The organism is Geodermatophilus sp. URMC 61 (assembly GCF_052931555.1).
The window spans coordinates 5,608,767-5,626,393 of record NZ_JBRFHZ010000002.1 but is presented as its reverse complement, the minus strand read 5'-3'; the positions used below and the strand labels follow the sequence as shown (position 1 = coordinate 5,626,393).

At 72.2% G+C, this 17,627-nt stretch carries 14 protein-coding genes and 1 pseudogene; 10 read left to right on the top strand and 5 right to left on the bottom strand.

The genetic code is table 11. The features are described 5' to 3' along the window. A partial coding sequence (locus ACU610_RS26540) for a transposase family protein (protein WP_446770676.1) occupies positions 1 to 801 on the bottom strand: 801 nt, incomplete at its 3' end. 675 nt (positions 802 to 1,476) lie between these two features. On the opposite strand from ACU610_RS26540, the gene mobF (ACU610_RS26535) reads away from it, so the two are divergent. After that, complete coding sequence (gene mobF, locus ACU610_RS26535; protein WP_446770675.1) at positions 1,477 to 5,109, top strand: MobF family relaxase; 3,633 nt, start codon at positions 1,477 to 1,479, stop codon at positions 5,107 to 5,109. Positions 5,110 to 5,424: 315 nt separating this feature from the next. Continuing rightward, positions 5,425 to 5,658 carry a helix-turn-helix transcriptional regulator gene (locus ACU610_RS26530; protein WP_446770674.1) on the top strand — a complete coding sequence of 78 codons (234 nt, stop codon included), beginning with the start codon at positions 5,425 to 5,427 and terminating at the stop codon, positions 5,656 to 5,658. Between the two features lie 37 nt (positions 5,659 to 5,695). Here the strand turns inward: ACU610_RS26530 and ACU610_RS26525 are convergent, their stop codons facing one another. After that, complete coding sequence (locus ACU610_RS26525; RefSeq protein WP_446770673.1) at positions 5,696 to 6,811, bottom strand: tyrosine-type recombinase/integrase; 1,116 nt, start codon at positions 6,809 to 6,811, stop codon at positions 5,696 to 5,698. Positions 6,812 to 7,776: 965 nt separating this feature from the next. Between ACU610_RS26525 and ACU610_RS26520 the strand changes: the two genes are divergently transcribed. After that, positions 7,777 to 7,899 carry a hypothetical protein gene (locus ACU610_RS26520; RefSeq protein WP_446770672.1) on the top strand — a complete coding sequence of 41 codons (123 nt, stop codon included), beginning with the start codon at positions 7,777 to 7,779 and terminating at the stop codon, positions 7,897 to 7,899. 451 nt (positions 7,900 to 8,350) lie between these two features. Here ACU610_RS26520 and ACU610_RS26515 read toward each other — a convergent pair whose 3' ends face one another. Then, complete coding sequence (locus ACU610_RS26515) at positions 8,351 to 8,806, bottom strand: hypothetical protein (RefSeq protein ID WP_446770671.1); 456 nt, start codon at positions 8,804 to 8,806, stop codon at positions 8,351 to 8,353. A 111-nt stretch (positions 8,807 to 8,917) separates the two neighbouring features. Here ACU610_RS26515 and ACU610_RS26510 point away from each other — a divergent pair, with 111 nt between their 5' ends. The 7 genes and pseudogenes from ACU610_RS26510 to ACU610_RS26480 all read left to right on the top strand — a co-directional run bounded on the left by ACU610_RS26510 (position 8,918) and on the right by ACU610_RS26480 (position 13,022). Beyond that, positions 8,918 to 9,163, top strand: a complete 246-nt coding sequence (locus ACU610_RS26510; RefSeq protein WP_446770762.1) for a DNA/RNA non-specific endonuclease — start codon at positions 8,918 to 8,920, stop codon at positions 9,161 to 9,163. 172 nt (positions 9,164 to 9,335) lie between these two features. Next, on the top strand, positions 9,336 to 9,605 hold the full coding sequence (locus ACU610_RS26505) for a hypothetical protein (RefSeq protein ID WP_446770670.1): 270 nt from the start codon (positions 9,336 to 9,338) through the stop codon (positions 9,603 to 9,605). A gap of 296 nt (positions 9,606 to 9,901) precedes the next feature. Further along, a complete protein-coding gene (locus tag ACU610_RS26500) occupies positions 9,902 to 10,069 on the top strand; it encodes a hypothetical protein (protein ID WP_446770669.1) in 168 nt (55 codons plus the stop codon). 1,029 nt (positions 10,070 to 11,098) lie between these two features. Further along, positions 11,099 to 11,293, top strand: a complete 195-nt coding sequence (locus ACU610_RS26495; protein WP_446770668.1) for a hypothetical protein — start codon at positions 11,099 to 11,101, stop codon at positions 11,291 to 11,293. Between the two features lie 381 nt (positions 11,294 to 11,674). Continuing rightward, positions 11,675 to 11,899, top strand: a complete 225-nt coding sequence (locus tag ACU610_RS26490; RefSeq protein ID WP_446770667.1) for a hypothetical protein — start codon at positions 11,675 to 11,677, stop codon at positions 11,897 to 11,899. 100 nt (positions 11,900 to 11,999) lie between these two features. Then, positions 12,000 to 12,408 (top strand): annotated as a pseudogene (locus ACU610_RS26485) (DUF6841 family protein). 230 nt (positions 12,409 to 12,638) lie between these two features. Further along, positions 12,639 to 13,022, top strand: a complete 384-nt coding sequence (locus tag ACU610_RS26480) for a YybH family protein (protein WP_446770666.1) — start codon at positions 12,639 to 12,641, stop codon at positions 13,020 to 13,022. A 374-nt stretch (positions 13,023 to 13,396) separates the two neighbouring features. Here the strand turns inward: ACU610_RS26480 and ACU610_RS26475 are convergent, their stop codons facing one another. Next, on the bottom strand, positions 13,397 to 13,612 hold the full coding sequence (locus ACU610_RS26475; protein WP_446770665.1) for a helix-turn-helix transcriptional regulator: 216 nt from the start codon (positions 13,610 to 13,612) through the stop codon (positions 13,397 to 13,399). A gap of 205 nt (positions 13,613 to 13,817) precedes the next feature. After that, the gene (gene mobF / locus ACU610_RS26470) at positions 13,818 to 17,489 is read right to left on the bottom strand and encodes a MobF family relaxase (RefSeq protein WP_446770664.1); all 3,672 of its coding nucleotides are present in this window, start codon (positions 17,487 to 17,489) and stop codon (positions 13,818 to 13,820) included. Positions 17,490 to 17,627: the final 138 nt, after the last annotated feature.

Here is a 17,627-nt window from a genome sequence, read left to right as displayed (position 1 = left end):
CCTGGTTCCGCGGTCGAGTGAGGTCAGCACGAGTGCGGCTGCGGCAATTGCGCCGATGCGGTGCGGGCTGACGGTGACCCGGTCGAGGGCGCGCCAGCGGCCGAGTAGAGCGTGACCGCGTTCGGCGGGAGCGCGTAGTGCGGTGATCAGCCGGTTGTAGCAGCGGTTGTCAGTGTGCAGCGGCCCGTCGGGGTGGTGCTTGACCGGGGTGTGCACGCCGACACCCGCGCCGGTGTAGCCCTTGTCGGCCAGGACGGGCAGCCCGCGGGCGGCGTGCGGATAGAGCGCGGGCAGGACGAGTTCGCGGGCGGCGGTCAGGTCGTGGGTGGAGCCGGGGCGGACGTCGGAGACCCACAGCGGGAAGCCACCGGGGTCGCAGATGACCTGCACGCTGCCGCCGAAGGCGTGGTGTTTGCCGGAGTACCACAGGTGATGGCCGCGCTCGGCGCGGGCGGCGATCCGGTCGGTCGGGATGAGCGTGCCGTCCAGGCACAGGAAGGGCAGGCCGACGGCGCGAGCATGGGTCAGCACGGCGGCCAGGGCGGGCGCGTGCGCGGCGATCACGTCGAGCGCCTCGTGCAGATAGCGGTAGGCGGTGGCGATGCTGACCCCGGCGTCTGCGGCCAGGGTGCGCACGTCCAGACGGTGGCGCAGCCAGCGCAGCGCCAGCACGACTTGAGCGTGCACCGTGCCGGCCCGCTGCGCCGGACGGGTCCCCGGTCGACGGCGGTACCGGGCGATCCAGCCGGTCACCGCCTTCAACACCGTCGCGGACACATCCAGGCTGGCACGATGAGACACAGCGGGCTCCCGGGGAAGACGGGGATCGGTCTTTGGCGAGTCGATCTTTACCCCGAGAGCCCGTGCCCTGTTCTTCCACCCCGGCCGCGACCAGCGACGACGTTAGTCAAGCCGGCAATGCTGGTAAGAAAACTTCACTCGATGAGGTGGTGGCTCATAGGCCGCCCTCAGGGACAGGTCCGAGGCCTCGGTCCGCCGTCACCTCACAGGGAACCTCAGGCGGGAACATGGCAGGACTGAGCGCATGCCCCTCGGCCCGTCCCGTAAGACCCGCCCGGTGAGCCGTCCCGCACGGGGAGGACAACTGGGACTCCTCGTGGTGGGCGGAGCTACGTTGTCCGCTGGCCGCTCGACACCCAAGCCACCGTCTTGTGGAAGGTCGCTGCGTGACCGCGAGCCGGTACCCATCGCAGCTCACCGCCAGCATCATGAAAGCCAAGCTGTTGTCATCCTGCACGCAACCAACGATCGCCATAAGCGGCCAAAGAGCTGACACATACGACGACTTGATGCCCATAACGCTCAACTCTTACCGCTCAGGTTCAAGCCTTTACTGAAGAACGGGACGCATGCTACCAATAGCGGTAGTCCGGGTCCCGCTTCGCGGGGCCCACTGCCGTTTCCAAGGGGTGGCGTGTTGGTCATTGTTGGGTGGCGTTGAGAATGCACGGCGGAATGAAGATCTACGCCGGCGCTCCAGCGGCGGCCCGCCACTACGTAGAGGCCGGCCGGGGCCGGGCCGATGACTACTACCTGACCGAAGGAGCCGGGCTCGCGCGCCGCTACACCGCCGGCGACGGCCGGGTAACCGAGCTCGACGCCCTGGCCGGGGAGGGCTACGAGGCGTGGGTGGGCGGCCTGGACCCGGACACCGGGATGGCGCGGGGTCGGCTGCGGACCGACGCCCGCGCGGTGCGGTTCGTCGAGGTAGTGATCAACGGGCCCAAGTCCTGGTCGCTGGCCGCCGCCCTGCATCCCGACATCGCCGCCGCCTACGACGCCGCGCAGGACCGCGCCGCGGTCCAGATCATCGGCTGGCTCGGCGAGCACGCAACCACCCGCGTCGGCCCGCGCGGCGGGCAGATGCAAGTGCCGGTCGGACGTCTGGAGGCGGTGACCGTGCGGCACTACACCTCCCGCGCCGGGGATCCGCACCGGCACCTGCACCTGCAGATAAGCGCCCGAGTGCTCGCTGCCGGCCGCTGGCGGGGGCTGCACACCGTCGGTGTGCGGGACTTCCTCTCAGCGATCAACGGGATCGGGCACGCCGCGGTGGCCTGCGACCCGCAGTTCCGGGCCGCGCTGGCCGCCCACGGCTACACCCTCGATGGCGCCGGAGACCTACTGGAGCTGGCCGACTATGTGGGGGCCTTCAGCGCCCGGGCGGCCCAGATCGGCCGCAACCTGGAGCGCTACGAACGCCAGTGGACCACCGAGCACCCCGGCCAGACGCCAGGACCGGGCCTGCGGCGGGCCTGGGACAGGCGGGCGTGGGCCGAGGGCCGCCCGGACAAGGTCACCCCCCAGCCCGGAGCCGACCTCACCGCCCGCTGGGTGGCTGAGCTGGCCGCCCTCGGTTACCGCGACCGCGACCGCCGGGTGAATCTGACGCCGACACTGGTGGGCACCCTCGACCGGGAAGCCGCGGTGGGCGCCGTGCTCACCCGGCTGGCCGCCACTCGTTCGGCGTGGAACGCCGCCGATGTCCGCGGCGAGGTCGAGCAGCTGATCGCAGCCGCGCGCATCGTCGCCGACACCGCAGTCCGCAGTGAGCTGGCCGAAGACCTCACCGCCCGCACCATGGAACGGTGCGTGCCGCTGCTGGACCGCAACGGCGGTGCCGGTGCGGTGCCCGAGCACATCCGGGCGTGGACCTCCCAGCCGGTGCTCGATATCGAGGCCGAGCTGACCGACCGCCTCGCCGTCCGCGGCGGAACCGCCGGCGCTGCGGTCGACGAGCCGGTGCTGCCCCACGCCGTGCGCGGGCGGCTGGACGCCGGGCAGGCGGCGGCGGTCGCCACGCTGGCCGGCGACCGGCCCCTGGTCGTCATTGAGGGCGCGGCCGGGGCGGGCAAGACCACCATGCTGGCCGCCACCCGGGCGCTGCTCCAGGCACAAGGCCGCCGGCTGACCGTGGTCACCCCGACGCTCAAGGCGGCCAGGATCGCCGCCGCCGAGGTCGGCACCGCCGCCGGTTCGGCGGCGTGGCTGGCCTTCCAGCACGGCTGGCGCTGGACCGACGACGGCGTCTGGACCCGGCTGGTCGCCGGTGACACCGACCCGCGCACCGGAGCCGTGTACACCGGGCCGGAGCCAAGGGCGGGCCTCACCTCCGGGGATCTGTTGGTGGTCGACGAGGCCGGGATGCTCGACCAGGACACCGCCCGCGCGCTGCTCACCATCGCCGACGAGGCCGAAGCCCGGCTGGCGCTGCTGGGTGACCGCCACCAGCTCGCCGCGGTCGGCCGCGGCGGCGTGCTGGACCTCGCCATGCGTCAGGTCGACCCGGCAGCCCACCTGGTGCTCGACGGAGTCCACCGCTTCGTCCGCACCGACCAGGCCGGGCACACGGCGCCGGACACGGAGTACGCGGAGTTGACCTTGGCCATGCGCACCGGCGAGAACCCGGGTGCAGTCTTCGACGCACTCATGGTCCGCGGCAACATCCGGCTGCACGCCGACCCCGCCGAGGCGCAGACGGCGCTGGCCGAGCTGACCGCCGCCCATCACCGCGACGGTGAGCGGGTGGCCGTGGTGGTCGACACCCGCGAGCAGGCCGCCGAGCTGGGCGCCGCCATCCGGGAGCGGCTGGTCGCCGACGGCCGCGTCGACGACACCCGGGTCGCGGTCACCGGCGCCGGACAGCGCGTCGGCGCCGGGGACCGGATCGCCACCCGCCGCAACGACCGCGACCTCGGCGTGGCCAACCGCGACACCTGGACCGTCACCGCCGTGCACCGCGACGGGAGGCTGGCCGTCGTCCCGGCCGATGTCACCCCACGAGGGGCCGTCCCTGCCGGTGTCACCCCGGCGGGCACCGGGAAGCGGGTGCTGCCTACCGGCTACATCACCTCACACGTCGAGCTGGCCTACGCCTCCACCGCGCACGGCGCCCAGGGCGACACGGTCACCGCAGCGCACCTGGTGGTCGGTGAGCACACCGGGGCGGCGGCGGCCTATGTCGGGATGACCCGCGGCCGCACCGCCAACACCGCCCACCTGGTCGCCGCCGATCTGGGCGAGGCACGGGAGCAGTGGATCGCCGTGTTCAGCCGGGACCGCGCCGACCTCGGCCCCGCCCACGCCGCGCAGCTCGCCGCTGCCGAGGCCGCGCGCTACGCCGCACCCCACCCGGTGGAGCAGGTGCTGGCCGACCTGCAGCAGGCGTGGACGGTCGAGCAGCGCAGCCTCGACCGGCTGGCCGTCCTGCAGCCCTGGTGCCACGTGCTGCGCCAGGCTGTGGCCCTGGAGGCCCCCCACGCCGGCGAACTGGCGCGGCTGGAGGCCGAGCACCGGCAGGCGGCCCTGGCCGCCCAGCATGCGACGCAGCGGGCCGCGGCCGCCGACGCTGCCCTCGCCCAGGATGCCGACCGCATCCGCGACGGCCTGCTCGCCACCTGGGACGCCCAGCGCGGCGCCGCCCGCACGGCGGCCCGGGTGGTGCTCGACGGACCCGGCTGGTGGGGGTTCCAGCGCAGACCCGTCACCCGGGCCGGTGAGCAACTGGCCGGGTGGGCCGACCGGTGGCGCCCCCACCTGCCCGATCTGCCCACCGACGTCGAACAGCTCGCGCGGATGGTCGAACGGGGCGACGACCGTCCGGCGCTGTGGCGGGCCTTCGACACCAGCGCCCACCGGGCGGCCGAGCAGCAGCATCCCGAGCACGCGGGGGTACACGCCGCCGCCGAGGCCGCCCCGCGGGCCGCCGGGCAGGCCCAGGCCGCCCTGGTCGAGGCGCAGCGCCGGCGCGCCGAACGGCTCGACCCGCTCGGGCCGAGCGCCTGGGCACCCGACCCGGCAGGGCAGCTGACCGCCCTCGAGCGCTACCTCGCCACCACCCGGCACGAACTGGCCGCCGCCCGGGCCCGCATCGCCGACCTGCAGGCCGACCCGGCCCTGCTGAGTCAGCCGTCCGACCGGCTCACCGCAGCCCGCGACACCTGGCGCGCGCACTACGACGCCGACCACCAGCAGCGCCGAGCCGCCACGCCGGGGACGGCCGCCCTCCCGGCGAGCGTCCCGCGGCCCGAGTACGAGCGCTACGGGCCACGGGCGGCACGGGATGTCACCCCGAGCCTGGGGCGGTGAGCCGGACTGGTCATCACCAGGGCCGCTGTCGACCCCATGAGCGGAACTGCAGGAGAACTGAAGGACAACTGAAGACCCGCCGACCTCCGGCGGCTCACCGCCGCAATCAGCCTTCCGGGCGTCGTGATCCGGCGCCCACGCAAGGCGAAGGTCCCAGGCGCTCCCACCCCCCAGGCCGGACGCTGCGGGGAGAGGAACAGGAGGAAAACAGGAGGTCGACAGAAGAAGTTGGTTGTGGGCTGTCAGCAACGGCCACGAAACGGCGCCTTCTAGGGGTGGACAGCCGCCCCGACCCGTCGAGCCTCGGAGACAGCCATGACCGACCACACCCCCGGCCCCGCTCACCCCGCCGAGCCGACGCCCCGGCTGCTCACCATCGCCGAAGCCGCCCTACTGCTGCGCACCCCCGTCGCCACGCTGCGGTACTGGCGACACCTGGGCACCGGCCCGCGCAGCTTCCGGCTCGGCCGCCGCGTCGTCTACCGCCGTGACGACCTCCAATCCTGGATCGACGCCTGCCGGCACCATGGCGCGTCTACCGGGCCGTGATGCTCGGCGTGCAATCGCCCGTGTACGGGCGACCCGTTCAGCCCAGTTGCTCGAGGACCTGCGCTGCTCCGGTGGCCCGCCTCCTGCGGCCGTAGTAGACGTCCTGCGTGACGGACGGCTTGGCATGCCCGAGCTGGTCGGCCGCGCTCCTGGCCGACAGCCCTGCTTCGTCCATGAGCGTGGCGACGGTCTTGCGGAAGGCGTGGGAGGTGACGCCCGGCATCCCCATCGCCTGAAAGGCCTCACGAAGAGCCCGGCGGGTGTTGTTCGGGTCGCGCAGCTTGCGGCTGCGCGGCGCAGGGAAGACCGGTCCGCTCGACGGCCCGCGCTGCCGCAGGAGCGCGACACACCAGCTCGGGAGCTCCAGCACCCGCTCCCCCGCCACCGACTTCGGCCGGCTGACGACCAGTCCCTGGCCCTTGACCCGCAGCACCGTCCCCGTGACCGTGACGGTGCCGGCGTCGAGGTCCGTGTCCGGCCAGCTGACTGCACAGGCTTCGCCGATGCGGAGACCGGTGGCGACCATGAACGCCACGAGGTCCGGCAGATCCCGCTCGCGAGCCGTCGCGTCCTCGCTCAGCCATGCCCGCACCGACCTGACCTCGGCCGCGGTCAGCGCCCGCGGCGCCCGTCGGGTCTGGCTGGGGATGCGCGCCACATCCCGGCAGGGGTTCGCCTTCAGGGCGTCATGGCGGCAGGCCAGGCCGCACATGCCGCTGATCACCGACTTGGTCATCTTCGCCAGCGCCGGGCCGTGCGACGCCCGCACGGCCGCCAGGTGACGGTCGAGCAACCCGACGCTGAGCTCACGCACCCGCACGCTGCCCAGGGCCGGGAGGACCTGCCGATCGAGCCGGTCACGGTAGGCCTGCATCGTCGACGGGCTCTTGCCCTCGAGCTGGCTGAACCACTTCGCCGCGAGGTCGGCGACCTTGGTGTCGGGAGTGATCTCGTGGCCCGTCCCCGGACGTCCCCGGTCTCGCAGCGCCACGGCGAGGGCCTGCTCCGCGGCCCCCTTGGTCTTGGCCTGCCGCTGCACCTGGCGGCTGGCCCCGTCCCAGTCCCGGTACAGACACACCGCCCGGTACCCGGCCGGATCCGGGTAGACGCGGACCCGGCCGTGGGTGCCGAGCTCCAGATGGGGTCTGGCCACGCTGCCCCCGCTCGGAGTCGTGATCGCGCCGAGGCGGCACCGTCCGGCGAGGCCACACTTTACTCGCCGGGGCCATGCTTTACTCATCGTTTACTCGCCAGGATTAGCCAGTTTCGACCAACAAGCCCCAACTACGAAAGCCGACCAACACAGCCTCTGAGCTGCAGGTTCTCGGCGACCATCATCAACAGCCAGCATTGATCAACTCATGCGATCTTTAATCAGCGGGTTCGGGGTTCGAGTCCCTGATGGCGCACCCAGCAACAGGCCGCTGACCTGCGGCTTCGCCGAGCACAGCAAGATCATCAGAGCGCCGGACCGGCCAGCTGTCCGCAAACAGTCCGCAGAAGTGCACGATCAGCATTCCTCGGAACGGCTGCGCGGCCACGCCGAGCCGGTGCCCACGGCGCGGCGGTCGAGGCCGCCGGCTCTGCCACCCTCGGCCTCATGACCAGCCGCGAGGACGTCCGCCGCCTGGCGGACGCGCTGCCCGCGGCGCGCCTGCTGGCGGTCGAGCGACTGCTCCGGGCCGGCCTCGCGGACACCGACCCGACCGAGCGGCGTCGCTTGCCGGCACCGGCACCCTGTCGGCCGAGCAGGACCTGGCCGAGCGGTCGGAGGACATGCTGCGCAGCGATGGGGACCCGGACACCGCCGGCGGGCGCGACGCATCCAGCGCGTGATCGTCGTCGACACCGGCCCGGTCGTCGCGCTGGTCGACGACCGCGACGACCACCACGAGCGCTGCCGGGACTTCCTGGAGACCCATCCCGGCCCCCTGCTGCTCCCGCCACGGTCGTCACCGAGGTGTGCCTGTTGCTGGAAGGACGGCGCGGCACGCAGGCGGAGCTCGCCTTCCTCGCCGACGTCCGGGCCGGCCGGTTTCGGCTCGTGGACGACCTCGAGCCGGACCTCGACCGCATCGCCGAGCTGGTCGAGCGCTACGCCGACCTGCCGCTGGCACGGTGGATGCCTCGGTCGTCGCGCTCACCGAACGGCTCGAGCTGCGCGAAGTCGCCGCGCTCGACCGCCGGGACTTCTCCGTCGTCCGCCCCCGGCACACGCCCGCCCTCACCCTGCTCCCATAGCCGACACGAACCTGCAGTTCTCCTGCAGGACGCCGGAGCCAGCCGGGCGAGGGCACCGGAGGAGTACTGCAGAAGTACCGGAGGACGACGTCAGGAGGCCGGGTCGGCGCGTGGGGCACCTCGGCGAGCGCCCTCACCCACGCGGCGGCGCGACGCGCTGAGGCCTGTCCTGCGGATCTTGTGCGCCAGCACTGCAGTTTGTGTCCCGGAGCGGCCCACTCTGGAACAGGCCCTTCGACCCACGGGGCAATGGAGGCGTCGGTTCGCAGGTAGGAGTGCCAGCGGGGTCAACCAGGGGTCCGCACATCGGCGGTGAGGTCCCACGGCCAAAGGGTGACGGCGGCTGCCGTCGCCGCGTGGAGGGCCTGTTCGTCGAGGTCCCGCGTCGTCGTCGGCAGGTTCTGTTCGGCCCAGGTGAACCGGAAGGTCAGCGCGCACCGCGGGTCGGGAGTCAGCCAGTAGTCGGCATCGAACTGGTCGTTCCCTCCGCCGCCTCGTGGACCGACAAGGACCTGCCCGGGAGAGTCTCCAGCCGCCGCGCGGCGTCGCAGAGGCCGATCGCGACGGCCTGCGTGGCGTCAGGCAGCAGAACCTCCACCTGCGGTGGCGTCCCGATGGGTAGGCCGATGCGCTCGGCCAGGCCCGGGTCGGTCGGGGTGAACGGTGGGTGATGCTCGGCCGCACGGCCACGGTAGGTGAGCCTGAACTCAAGTCCAGCCGCGTAGGCATGGATCCCCAGGAGCACCGCCGCGACGGTGGCGGACCGCCCCAGGAACTGGCCGATCGGCAGGATGCCGGGGATCTCGTTTGGCGGCGGCGAAGTTTGAACGCGTATCCGGGCGAACCGGGCGTAGGCCTCCTCCCGCCGCGCATCCCCGTCGGCAGGTCCAGCTCCACCGTTCGACATGGGCCGACCTTGCCTTGGCTGGATGACGTGCGCGACGCGCGGTGGAGGGCGGGCACGGATGTCCCTCAAGCCGCCCCTGTCCCATAGCGGCCCACTCAGGGCGACCTACCGCTGTCAGCCCGAGGCAAACAGGACGCCACCGACGATGAACAGCGGCAGCGACACGAACAGGCGGAGGCCCAGGCCGGCGATGAGCTCTACGCGGACAACGACCTGGACCGCGGTCACCTGGTCCGCCGCCCCGACGCCCTCTGGGGCACCGCCGAGCAGGAGGTTCAGCAGGGCAACACCAACACCTTTCACGACAGCAACGCCGCACCTCAGGCCGCCGAGATCAATGAGGGTGAGCTGCTGTGACTGGGCCTGGAGCACTACCTGCTCGATATCGCCGCCACCTACGCCCGGCGGCTGATCGTCTTCACCGGCCTCGTCCTCGACCTCGCCGACCCCGCCTACCGCGGCGTGCAGATCCCCGCTGCTCTTCTTCAAGGTCGCCGTCTTCCGCGACGGCTCCTAGACCACCGGACCTTTGGCCGCCACCGGCTACCTGCTCGACCAGACACCCCAACGTGGCGACCTCGACGACGTCCTCGCCCGAGCTACGGCCGCCGACCAGCCACCGCCACTGGGACCGTTCCGCGCCTACCAGGTGATCATCGCCGACCTGGCCGACCTCACCGGCCTCGATCTCACCCAAGCCAACGCCCTCGACCTGTACAGCGCCCGCACCGCTGGTGAGCGCCCTCAAGCCACTCGCCCGTGGCGCAGGCTGACCGCACTCAGCGACTTCCAGCTGTGACGCCAATGTCCTCAGGGCCAGGCGCAGATATGCAGCTAGGCGCATCGGCGCTCGACCTGCTGGCCTCGTGCGACCCCTACCCCAGTCACACTCGCAAGGCCACCGTCGTTCATGCTTATGTTCCCACGCAGCCGCGCCTCACGATCCGAGCTGACCTGTCAGTCCCTCTTGACCCGAACAGGGCAAAGTCGGATCGTCGGCCCGTCGAGAGTCGCCGTCCTCACCGGCCCCAGCAATAGGGCCCCGACGGATCCCTGTCTCGGAGGATGCCCCCCTTTCCGAAAGGGCGCCCCACCATGAGCACTGAGCAGCAATACCCCGACGCCTGGACCGAGCATCAGGCCGCGACGAAGCGGACCTCGGAGGAGGCCCTCGCCGAGAGGGCGGAGGAGCGCGCCGACATCGAGGAGGACCGGCATCGGCAGCAGGAATTGGACGATGCGGAGATGGGCGGGGAATCCTGAATGCAATGCCGTCGCCCTCCCCGGTTGTCAACCAAGGCGCGCCAGCCCTGCCGCGCCGGCTGAGCGAATGACGCGGACGCCGGCAAAGGGAGCGCCTCCGGGCCGATGACGCGGTCCGACACGGCATGCGTCGACGACGCGGACGGGGCTGGCTGTGTCCTGACCGTGGTCCGGCTGGAGCCGTACCGCGGACCCTACTGGACCCCGACGCCACGGGGCGATCTGTCCCACCCGAACCCGAATCACCGCCGCGGCGGTCACGACCCGCTCGATGACCGACCTCAGCAAGATCACGAGAGAGCGGGGTAGTCGTGCGCAGGTCGGCGTGGCCGACGGTGGCCTGACATCCTGGAGTAAAACGCCGAACGCAAGTGCTTCCATCGCAGGCCTGGCGGAAAATGGATGTCACAGAGCACAAACCGCCAGCGTGCTCTGACGGGGAGGGACCACCACGGGTCTTGATTCTTGACGGTCCAGCTACCATGCATCATGGGAGAGATACGGCACACATACTGTGACCAGTGTGGAAACAAATCAGGCTTCACAAGATTCTGTCCTCAATGTGGCAAGCCCGGAACCGATCGTCCGTATACCCCGACTGCGGTACGACCCGGTTACTGCCCCGGCTGCGGCGAAGAATATTCGACCGTAACGTCCAAGTACTGCTCCGTGTGTGGCGTAGCACGCTCAGGGAATGCTCAGGACAACACAGAACCTTACTGCTGTAGTTGCGGGAGCCAAATAGCAACTGCCTCATCCGAGTACTGCTCCAACTGCGGGGGCAAGGTGCTCTATCGGTGACTGAGCCTTTTTCAGCCGCCAGCGGCTGCACCACCGGTCGGCTCTCCCTGAATCTGTTGTCGGCCGGACGCACCAGTCCGCCGGGTGCCAAGTGAGCTGCTCCCCCGGAAGACTGGGGCCCGGACGGCCTCCCCGTCTGCGAGTAGCGCGCCGCCGCGGTCATCCCGCTGGGTGACACCTGCGCCCGCTGACCGATCGGGCCAGCAGGTGGCGAGGACGATCACCGTCGTGTTCCGGACGTACACGGCCACCAGCGCGCTGCCGTACCCGCACCCGGAGCAGGCGATGGCGGGACTTGGCGCCCAGCTGCAGCTCCAACTGGGCACCGGCGAGCTGCCGGACTGGGCCAAGCTGCGGTCCCTCGGCGGGCGGAGGTTACCGACGCCCGCGGCTGGGTGTGGTGGGAGTACCAAGCCGAGGTGAACACGCGAGACGCTGGCCCTCGTCGACTGAACAGGCCACGGCAGGCTGACGCGCGAGCGGAGACGCGGGCACCCCCGCGCCAGGAGCTGAGCCAGAGCTCGCGGGCGCGACTCGAAAGGGACCCCATCGCCGTCCCGGTCCAGCTTGCGGAAGTACGGGGCTGCTCCGCGTAGATGGGCGCGGCGCCCGCTGCTCTCACCGCGTCACAGCGAGGCGGCGGGTTGCCCAGCGCTGGCCGGTCGACCACTGAGCCACACACTGCCGCGGAGCAGCGAGCGTGACCCGTCGGTCGCAGCGGGCTGCGGGGCGCCGCACCCCAAACGGTCGTGGCTCGGCTCCATCTGTTCCTCCAAGCCCCACGCTGAGTCCTACGCTCTTGCGATGACGTCCCGCGTCGAAGTCTTCGTCCGCAGTGGGCACACCATTGACCTAGCGCTGGAGGACGGCCAGGACCGCATCTTTGCGAACGCCCTACACGAGGCCTGGGCATCCCCCGATGCCATCGGCTTCAAGCACCTCGCGCTCGGCGAGCACGCCGTGATTCTCGCCAGCGAGGTCGTCGGTTACCGGCTCCACGGTCCGATGCAGACAGACTCACCGATATAGATGGGGTTTCGCGGCCGGCGGCAGCAGCGGCCACCTGGCCTGTCGCCACGGCGGCTGCCACCCGCGCCCGGACGGCGTGCAACGGCGGGATGATCCAGCCATGGACGTTGCCGACATCGAGCGCTGGCACGCCTCCTACGTTGCCGACTTCGCAGCGGTGGTCCGCGGGGACATCGACGACACGCGCCATCTCCTCTCCTACTACGCCGTTCCACTGCTGGTCAGCTCTGATGCCGGCTGTCCGGGTGCTGGGGGATGAGGCCCACCTTCTGGCCTTCGCGCAGCAGCAGATGGCGGGGTTGCGGTCCGCCGGTTACGGCCGCAGCGAAGAGGTGGACGGGGAGACGACGCTCCTCAACTGCTCGTGCGCCCTCCATCGGGGTCGGTTCGCCCGCCTTCGGGCGGATGGCACCGAGATCGCCCGGGCGGAGTTCACCTACGTGATCACCGAGGGGGAAGCGGGTCGCCGGATCGCCGCGCTGATCGCCCATACGGAGGGGACCGCGTAAGCCCGAGCGGCCTCCGGTGACGACTGACGGAGCCCGGTGCGAGTCCCTGCTGGGCGACCCGGACCAACGGTCGCGAGGTCGCCGTTATCTGCCCTCGGCTTCCGCGGACCGGATCTGTCCGGCTGCAGTCTCGTGGCAGCGGCCGCTCATCGAGTCCTGGTGAGAGCTTGGCGCCCGGCGACATGATCTGTGCCCGGACCCTCAGACGAGACGGCGACGGGGTGGGTCACATGGCAGGGGCGAGCCCGCAGGCAACGGACGCGCTGATGGGACAGGCCGTCTTCGAACGCGACGTAGACGCCGTGCTGGAGCTGTTCGAGGCCGACGGCGTCTTCATCGACGCTGACAGCGGCGTCGCTGTGCGCGGGCACGAGCAGATCCGTGCCGCGTTGGTGACCCTGTTCCAGTTCAAGCCTCGCCTGGAGGGGCTGCCGCCGACCGTCTTCGTGGCGGGCGACATCGCCCTAGTCATCTCACGGTGGACCCTGGAGCTGTCCGGAGCCGACGGGGAGATCTCCCGTCAGTCCGGGACGGCGACGGATGTCATGCGACGGCAGTCGGACGGAACGTGGCGGTACGTCATCGACAACCCCCAGGGTGTCGCACTCGGTTAGTACGCACAGGGACGGCAAGCTGGTCGCCGGCCCGCCCCGTCAGCGAGATAGCGGGCATGCGGCGAGGACCAGGCGAGCAGGTCGTCGGTCTCGACCAGGTTGCCGTTCGGGTTGCGGAACTGGTCGCTACTTGCCATGCGGCTCGTGGTCGGGTCGCCTTGAGCGAGTCGTCCCTGTCCCATAGGCCGCCTTCAGGGCCGAGGGCGTACATGGCCCGCAGGACAGGCCCCTAGCCCTGCGCGCGGGCCGCGTCCATCTCGTCGGCGACCTCGTCGCGCTGGTCGGCGAACAGGTGCCCGTACGGGTCCAGGGTCATGGTCGCCGATCGGCCGCGACGGGGCTCGGGACCTCGGCCGGGACCCCTGCCGGCCGACTCACGCGTCGGTCGGCACGGCGGCCTCGCGCCGCGCGTCGATCCAGGCGCGGAGGTCGTCGCGCCGGTAGAGGACGCGCCGGCCGAGGCGGAAGCTGCGGGGGCCGGTGCCCAGGTGCCGCCAGTAGCGCAGGGTGGCCACGGGGGTGCGCAGCACCTCGGCGGCCTCGGTGATGGTGAGCAGCTCGGGCTGGTGGTCGGCGGTGCGGTCGGGCATGGCTGTCTCTGGGGCTGGTCGGGTGTGGTTGGCCGTGCACCTTCAGAAGGCGTCATCTGGGGCCGTTTGCTGACACCTACCGCCAGATCCTCCGGTCGCCCTGCAGTCCCTCCTCCGGTAGTTCTGCAGTCCTGCTCCGGTGAGGCCGAGGGCGCTCAGCACCGCAAGTCCACGGCCCGGTGTCGGAGAGCCGGCAGGCCGCGCTTCACCGGGGGATTCCCCGGCCGGGTGGAGGGCGGAGCCCGAGGGACGGAGGCGGTGGCGGGGCCACGCGGACGGTCGACGTCCGGCCGGTCGGCGACGTCGTGTCTGCTCGGCGGGCGGCCCGTTCGGCCTCGCGGCCGGCGCGCCAGGCCTCGCGCTCGCGGTCGAGCCGATCCCGCGGCTGGGCCAGCAGCGAGGGCTCGGCCACGAGCCGGGTGATCTGCGCTCGGACGTCGGTGAGCTCCTGGCGGTCTGCGGCCACGTCCCGCTCCAGCTCGGCGAGCCCGCTGGCGGGATCGGGCAACCGGGCGATCGACCCGAAGCGGGTGAGTCGCTGGTCCCGGCCGCGGCGCGCCTCAGCGAGGGCGTGCCGGGCGTGCTCGTGCGCGCGCTGGGCGGCGTCGGCGACCGCGCGCAGCTCCCTGCACTCGGGATGCGCCCGCTCGGCCCGACGACGGGCCGAGGCGTCGAGCGCCGCCCACAGCGCCGGCCGATCGTCGAACCGGCCGGCGACCTGAGCGATCCGGTCGGGGTCGGTGGGCAGGGTCGGCAGGTGGGGTCGCCAGCCGTCGGCCCAAGCGGTGAGCTGATCCCGGGCCCGGGCGACGGTGGCGCGCCGCAGCCCGAGTCGGCCCGGTCCCTGCTGGAGGGTCTGGGCGGCGCTGTGTGCCGCGCCGCGCTGCGCGGCCCATTCGGCGAGCAGCACGTCACGCAGGTGGTCGGCTTCGGCGGCGACGACCGCACCGCTGGCCTCGGCCCGCCCCGTGGCGTCGTCGGCGTCGATGGCCGCCCGCCGGCAGGCGGCCTCACGGGCCAGGAGCTGGGCGGCCGGGCCGACATCGAGGGCGATCAGCTCGCGCAGCGCGTCACGGCGCGGCTCGGTGAGCGTGAGGCGGTCGAGGCAGCGCTGTTCGACCGTCCACGCCTGGCGCAGCTCGACCAGCACCTGATCCAGCGGACGGGGCCGGGCGTAGCGGGCGGCCTCCGCGGCGGCCAGCTCGGCGGCGTGGCCGGGGCCGAGGTCGGCCCGGTCGCGGGCGAAGACCGCGACCCACTGCTCCCGCGCGTCGTCGAGATCGCTGGCGACGAGGTGGGCGGTGTTCGCGGTGCGGCCGCGGGTCATCCCGACATAGGCCGCCCCCGCGCCCGTGTGCTGGCCGATCACCACGTGCGCGGCCGGAACGGTGTCGCCCTGCACGCCGTGTGCGGTGCTGGCGTAGGCCAGCTCCACGTGCGAGGTGACGTAGTCCGCCGGCAGTACCCGCTCCCCCACGGCGCCGGGGGGGACACCGGCGGGAGCAGGACCGCTCGGGGTGACACGGCTCGGGTTGGCGTCGGCCGGGGTGACAGCGAGCTCGCCGTGCGGGCCGACGGCGGTGACGGTCCAGGTGTCGCGGTTGGCGACGCGCAGGTCGCGGTCGTTGCGGCGGGTGGCGATCCGGTCGCCGGCGCCGATCCGCTGCCCCGCTCCGGTGGTGACCGCGGCACGGTCGTCGACGCGGCCGTCAGCGACCAGCCGGTCCCGGATGGCGGCGCCCAGCTCGGTGGCCTGCTGGCGGGTGTCCACCACGACCACCACCCGCTCGACGTTGGCGCGGTGCTCGGCGGCGAGGGCCGCCAGCGCCTCGGACAGCGCCGCCTCATCAGGATGCAGCCGGATCTGGTCGCGGGCGGCCAGCGCGTCGAACACCGCGCCGGGGTCGTCACCGGTGCGCATGGCCAGGGTCAGGTCGGCGTAGGCGGTGTCAGGGACGGGGGCCTCGTCGTCGGTGCGGGTGAATCGGTGCACCCCGTCGAGCGTCAGATGGCCGGTCGGGTCGAGTTGGCGGACGGCGAGGTCGAGGACGCCGCCGCGGCCGACCGCAGCCAGCTGGTGCCGGTCGCCGAGCAGCGCCAGCCGGGCCTGGCACTCGTCGGCCACGGTGAGCAGGGCGCGGGCGGTGTCCTGGTCGAGCATCCCGGCCTCGTCGACGACCAGCAGGTCGCCCGGCCGCAGGGCTGCGGCGTCGTCCGGGCCGGTGTAGGCGTTTCCGCGGACCGGGTCGGTCCGGCCGACGGCGAGCCGGGTCCAGGCACCCTCGTCGGTCCAGCGCCAGCCGTGCTGGAAGGCCAGCCAGGCGGCCGACCCGGCGGCGGCACGCACCTCCGCCTGCGCGACCTTGGCCGCCTTCAGGGTGGGGGTGACCACCACCATCCGCCGCCCCTGGTGGTCGAGGAGCTGTCGGGTAGTGGCGAGGGTGGAGGTCTTGCCGGCCCCCGCCGCCCCCTCGACGACCACCAGCGGACGGTTGCCGGCCAGCGCGGCCGCCGCCGCACGCTGACCTGCGTCCAACCGTTCGGTGTCGACCGCGCACACCGCATGAGGTGCCGGGTCCTCCGGAAGTGGGCGGTCGGTGTCCGGTCCGCCGGCTCCGGCGGTGCGGGCGGCCAGCCGGGCGGTCAGGTCGGCCTCGACGTCGAGCACCGGCTGCGAGGTCCAGGTGCGGAGGTGCTCGGGCACGCCGTCGCGGTTCAACAGCGACAGGCACCGCTCGAGAGTGCGGGCGGTGAGGTCCTCGGCCAGCTCGGTGCGCACGGCCGGGTCGGCGATGATGCCGTCGGCGGCGATCAGCTGCTCCACCTCACCGCGGACGTCAGCCGCGTTCCAGGCCGAGCGGCCGGCGGCCAGCCGGGTCAACACCCGCTCCACCGCCGCATCCCGGTCCAGAACGCCGATCGGGGTCGGGATCAGGTCGACGACTCCGTCACGGTCGCGGTAGCCGAGGGCGGCCAGCTCGCCGAGCCACCGGGTGGTGATGTCCTCGCCAGGCTGCGGAACGACCTTGTCCGGTCGGCCGTCGGCCCACGCCCGAGCGTCCCAGGCCCGCCGCAGCGCCGGCCCGGGTCGTGCACCGGGGTGCGCGGCGGTCCATTCGGATTCGTAGCGGTCAAGATTGCGGGCGATTTGCGCCGAGCGGGCACAGAACGCCCCCACGAATTCCGCGAGCTGCCGAATCTCGCCAGCGGCGTCCAACACATATCCGTGAGCGGCGAGCGTGGCCCGGAATTGCGAGTCGCAGGCGACGGCAGCATGCCCGATCCCGTTGATCGCCGCGAGTGAATCGCGGACCCCGACGGTGTGCAACCCACGCCACTTCCCAGCGGCGAACACGCGGGCGTTGACCTGCAGGTGCAGATGCCGGTGCGGATCCCCGGCGCGGGAGGTGTGGTGCCGCACCGTCACCGCCTCCAGCCGCTCGACCGGCATCTGCACCTGCCCACCGCGCGGCCCCACCCGGGTCGTCGCGTGCTCGGCCAACCAGCCGATGACCTGCTCGGCGGCGCGGTCCTGCGCGGCGTCATAGGCCGCGGCGATGTCCGGGTGCAGGGCGGCGGCCAGCGACCAGGACTTCGGGCCGTTGACCACGACCTCCACGAACCGCACGGCGCGGTCGTCGGTCCGCAGCCACCCCCGCGGCTCCCCGGTATCCGGGTCGAGGCCGGCCACCCACGCCTCGTACGACTCCCCTGTCAGCGGCGCCGACTCCTCCACGCTCCCGGCCCCGGCGTTGTAGCGGCGGGCGATCCCGGCCCCCTCGGTGAGGTAGTAGTCGTCCGCCCGACCCCGGTCCGCTTCCACGTAGTGTCGGGCAGCGGCCGGCGCGCCAGCGAAGAACTTGACTCCGCCACGCATACTCAGCGCCACCCAACAATGACCAACGCGCCATCCCCAGAAACGGCGATAGGCCCAGTGAAACGGGGCCCGGACTACCTCTATTGGTAGCATGCGTGCCGTTCTTCAGTGAAGAGTTGGAGGGCCCTGCCAGCCGAG

Excerpts from the sequence above, each read along its gene's own strand:
- ACU610_RS26480 (WP_446770666.1), top strand. The coding sequence starts at position 12,639 with ATGGCAGGGGCGAGCCCGCAGGCAACGGACGCGCTGATGGGACAGGCC.
- ACU610_RS26515 (WP_446770671.1), bottom strand. The coding sequence starts at position 8,806 with ATGTCGAACGGTGGAGCTGGACCTGCCGACGGGGATGCGCGGCGGGAG.
- mobF (WP_446770664.1), bottom strand. The coding sequence starts at position 17,489 with ATGCGTGGCGGAGTCAAGTTCTTCGCTGGCGCGCCGGCCGCTGCCCGA.
- ACU610_RS26490 (WP_446770667.1), top strand. The coding sequence starts at position 11,675 with ATGACGTCCCGCGTCGAAGTCTTCGTCCGCAGTGGGCACACCATTGAC.
- ACU610_RS26530 (WP_446770674.1), top strand. The coding sequence starts at position 5,425 with ATGACCGACCACACCCCCGGCCCCGCTCACCCCGCCGAGCCGACGCCC.
- ACU610_RS26500 (WP_446770669.1), top strand. The coding sequence starts at position 9,902 with ATGAGCACTGAGCAGCAATACCCCGACGCCTGGACCGAGCATCAGGCC.
- mobF (WP_446770675.1), top strand. The coding sequence starts at position 1,477 with ATGAAGATCTACGCCGGCGCTCCAGCGGCGGCCCGCCACTACGTAGAG.
- ACU610_RS26475 (WP_446770665.1), bottom strand. The coding sequence starts at position 13,612 with ATGCCCGACCGCACCGCCGACCACCAGCCCGAGCTGCTCACCATCACC.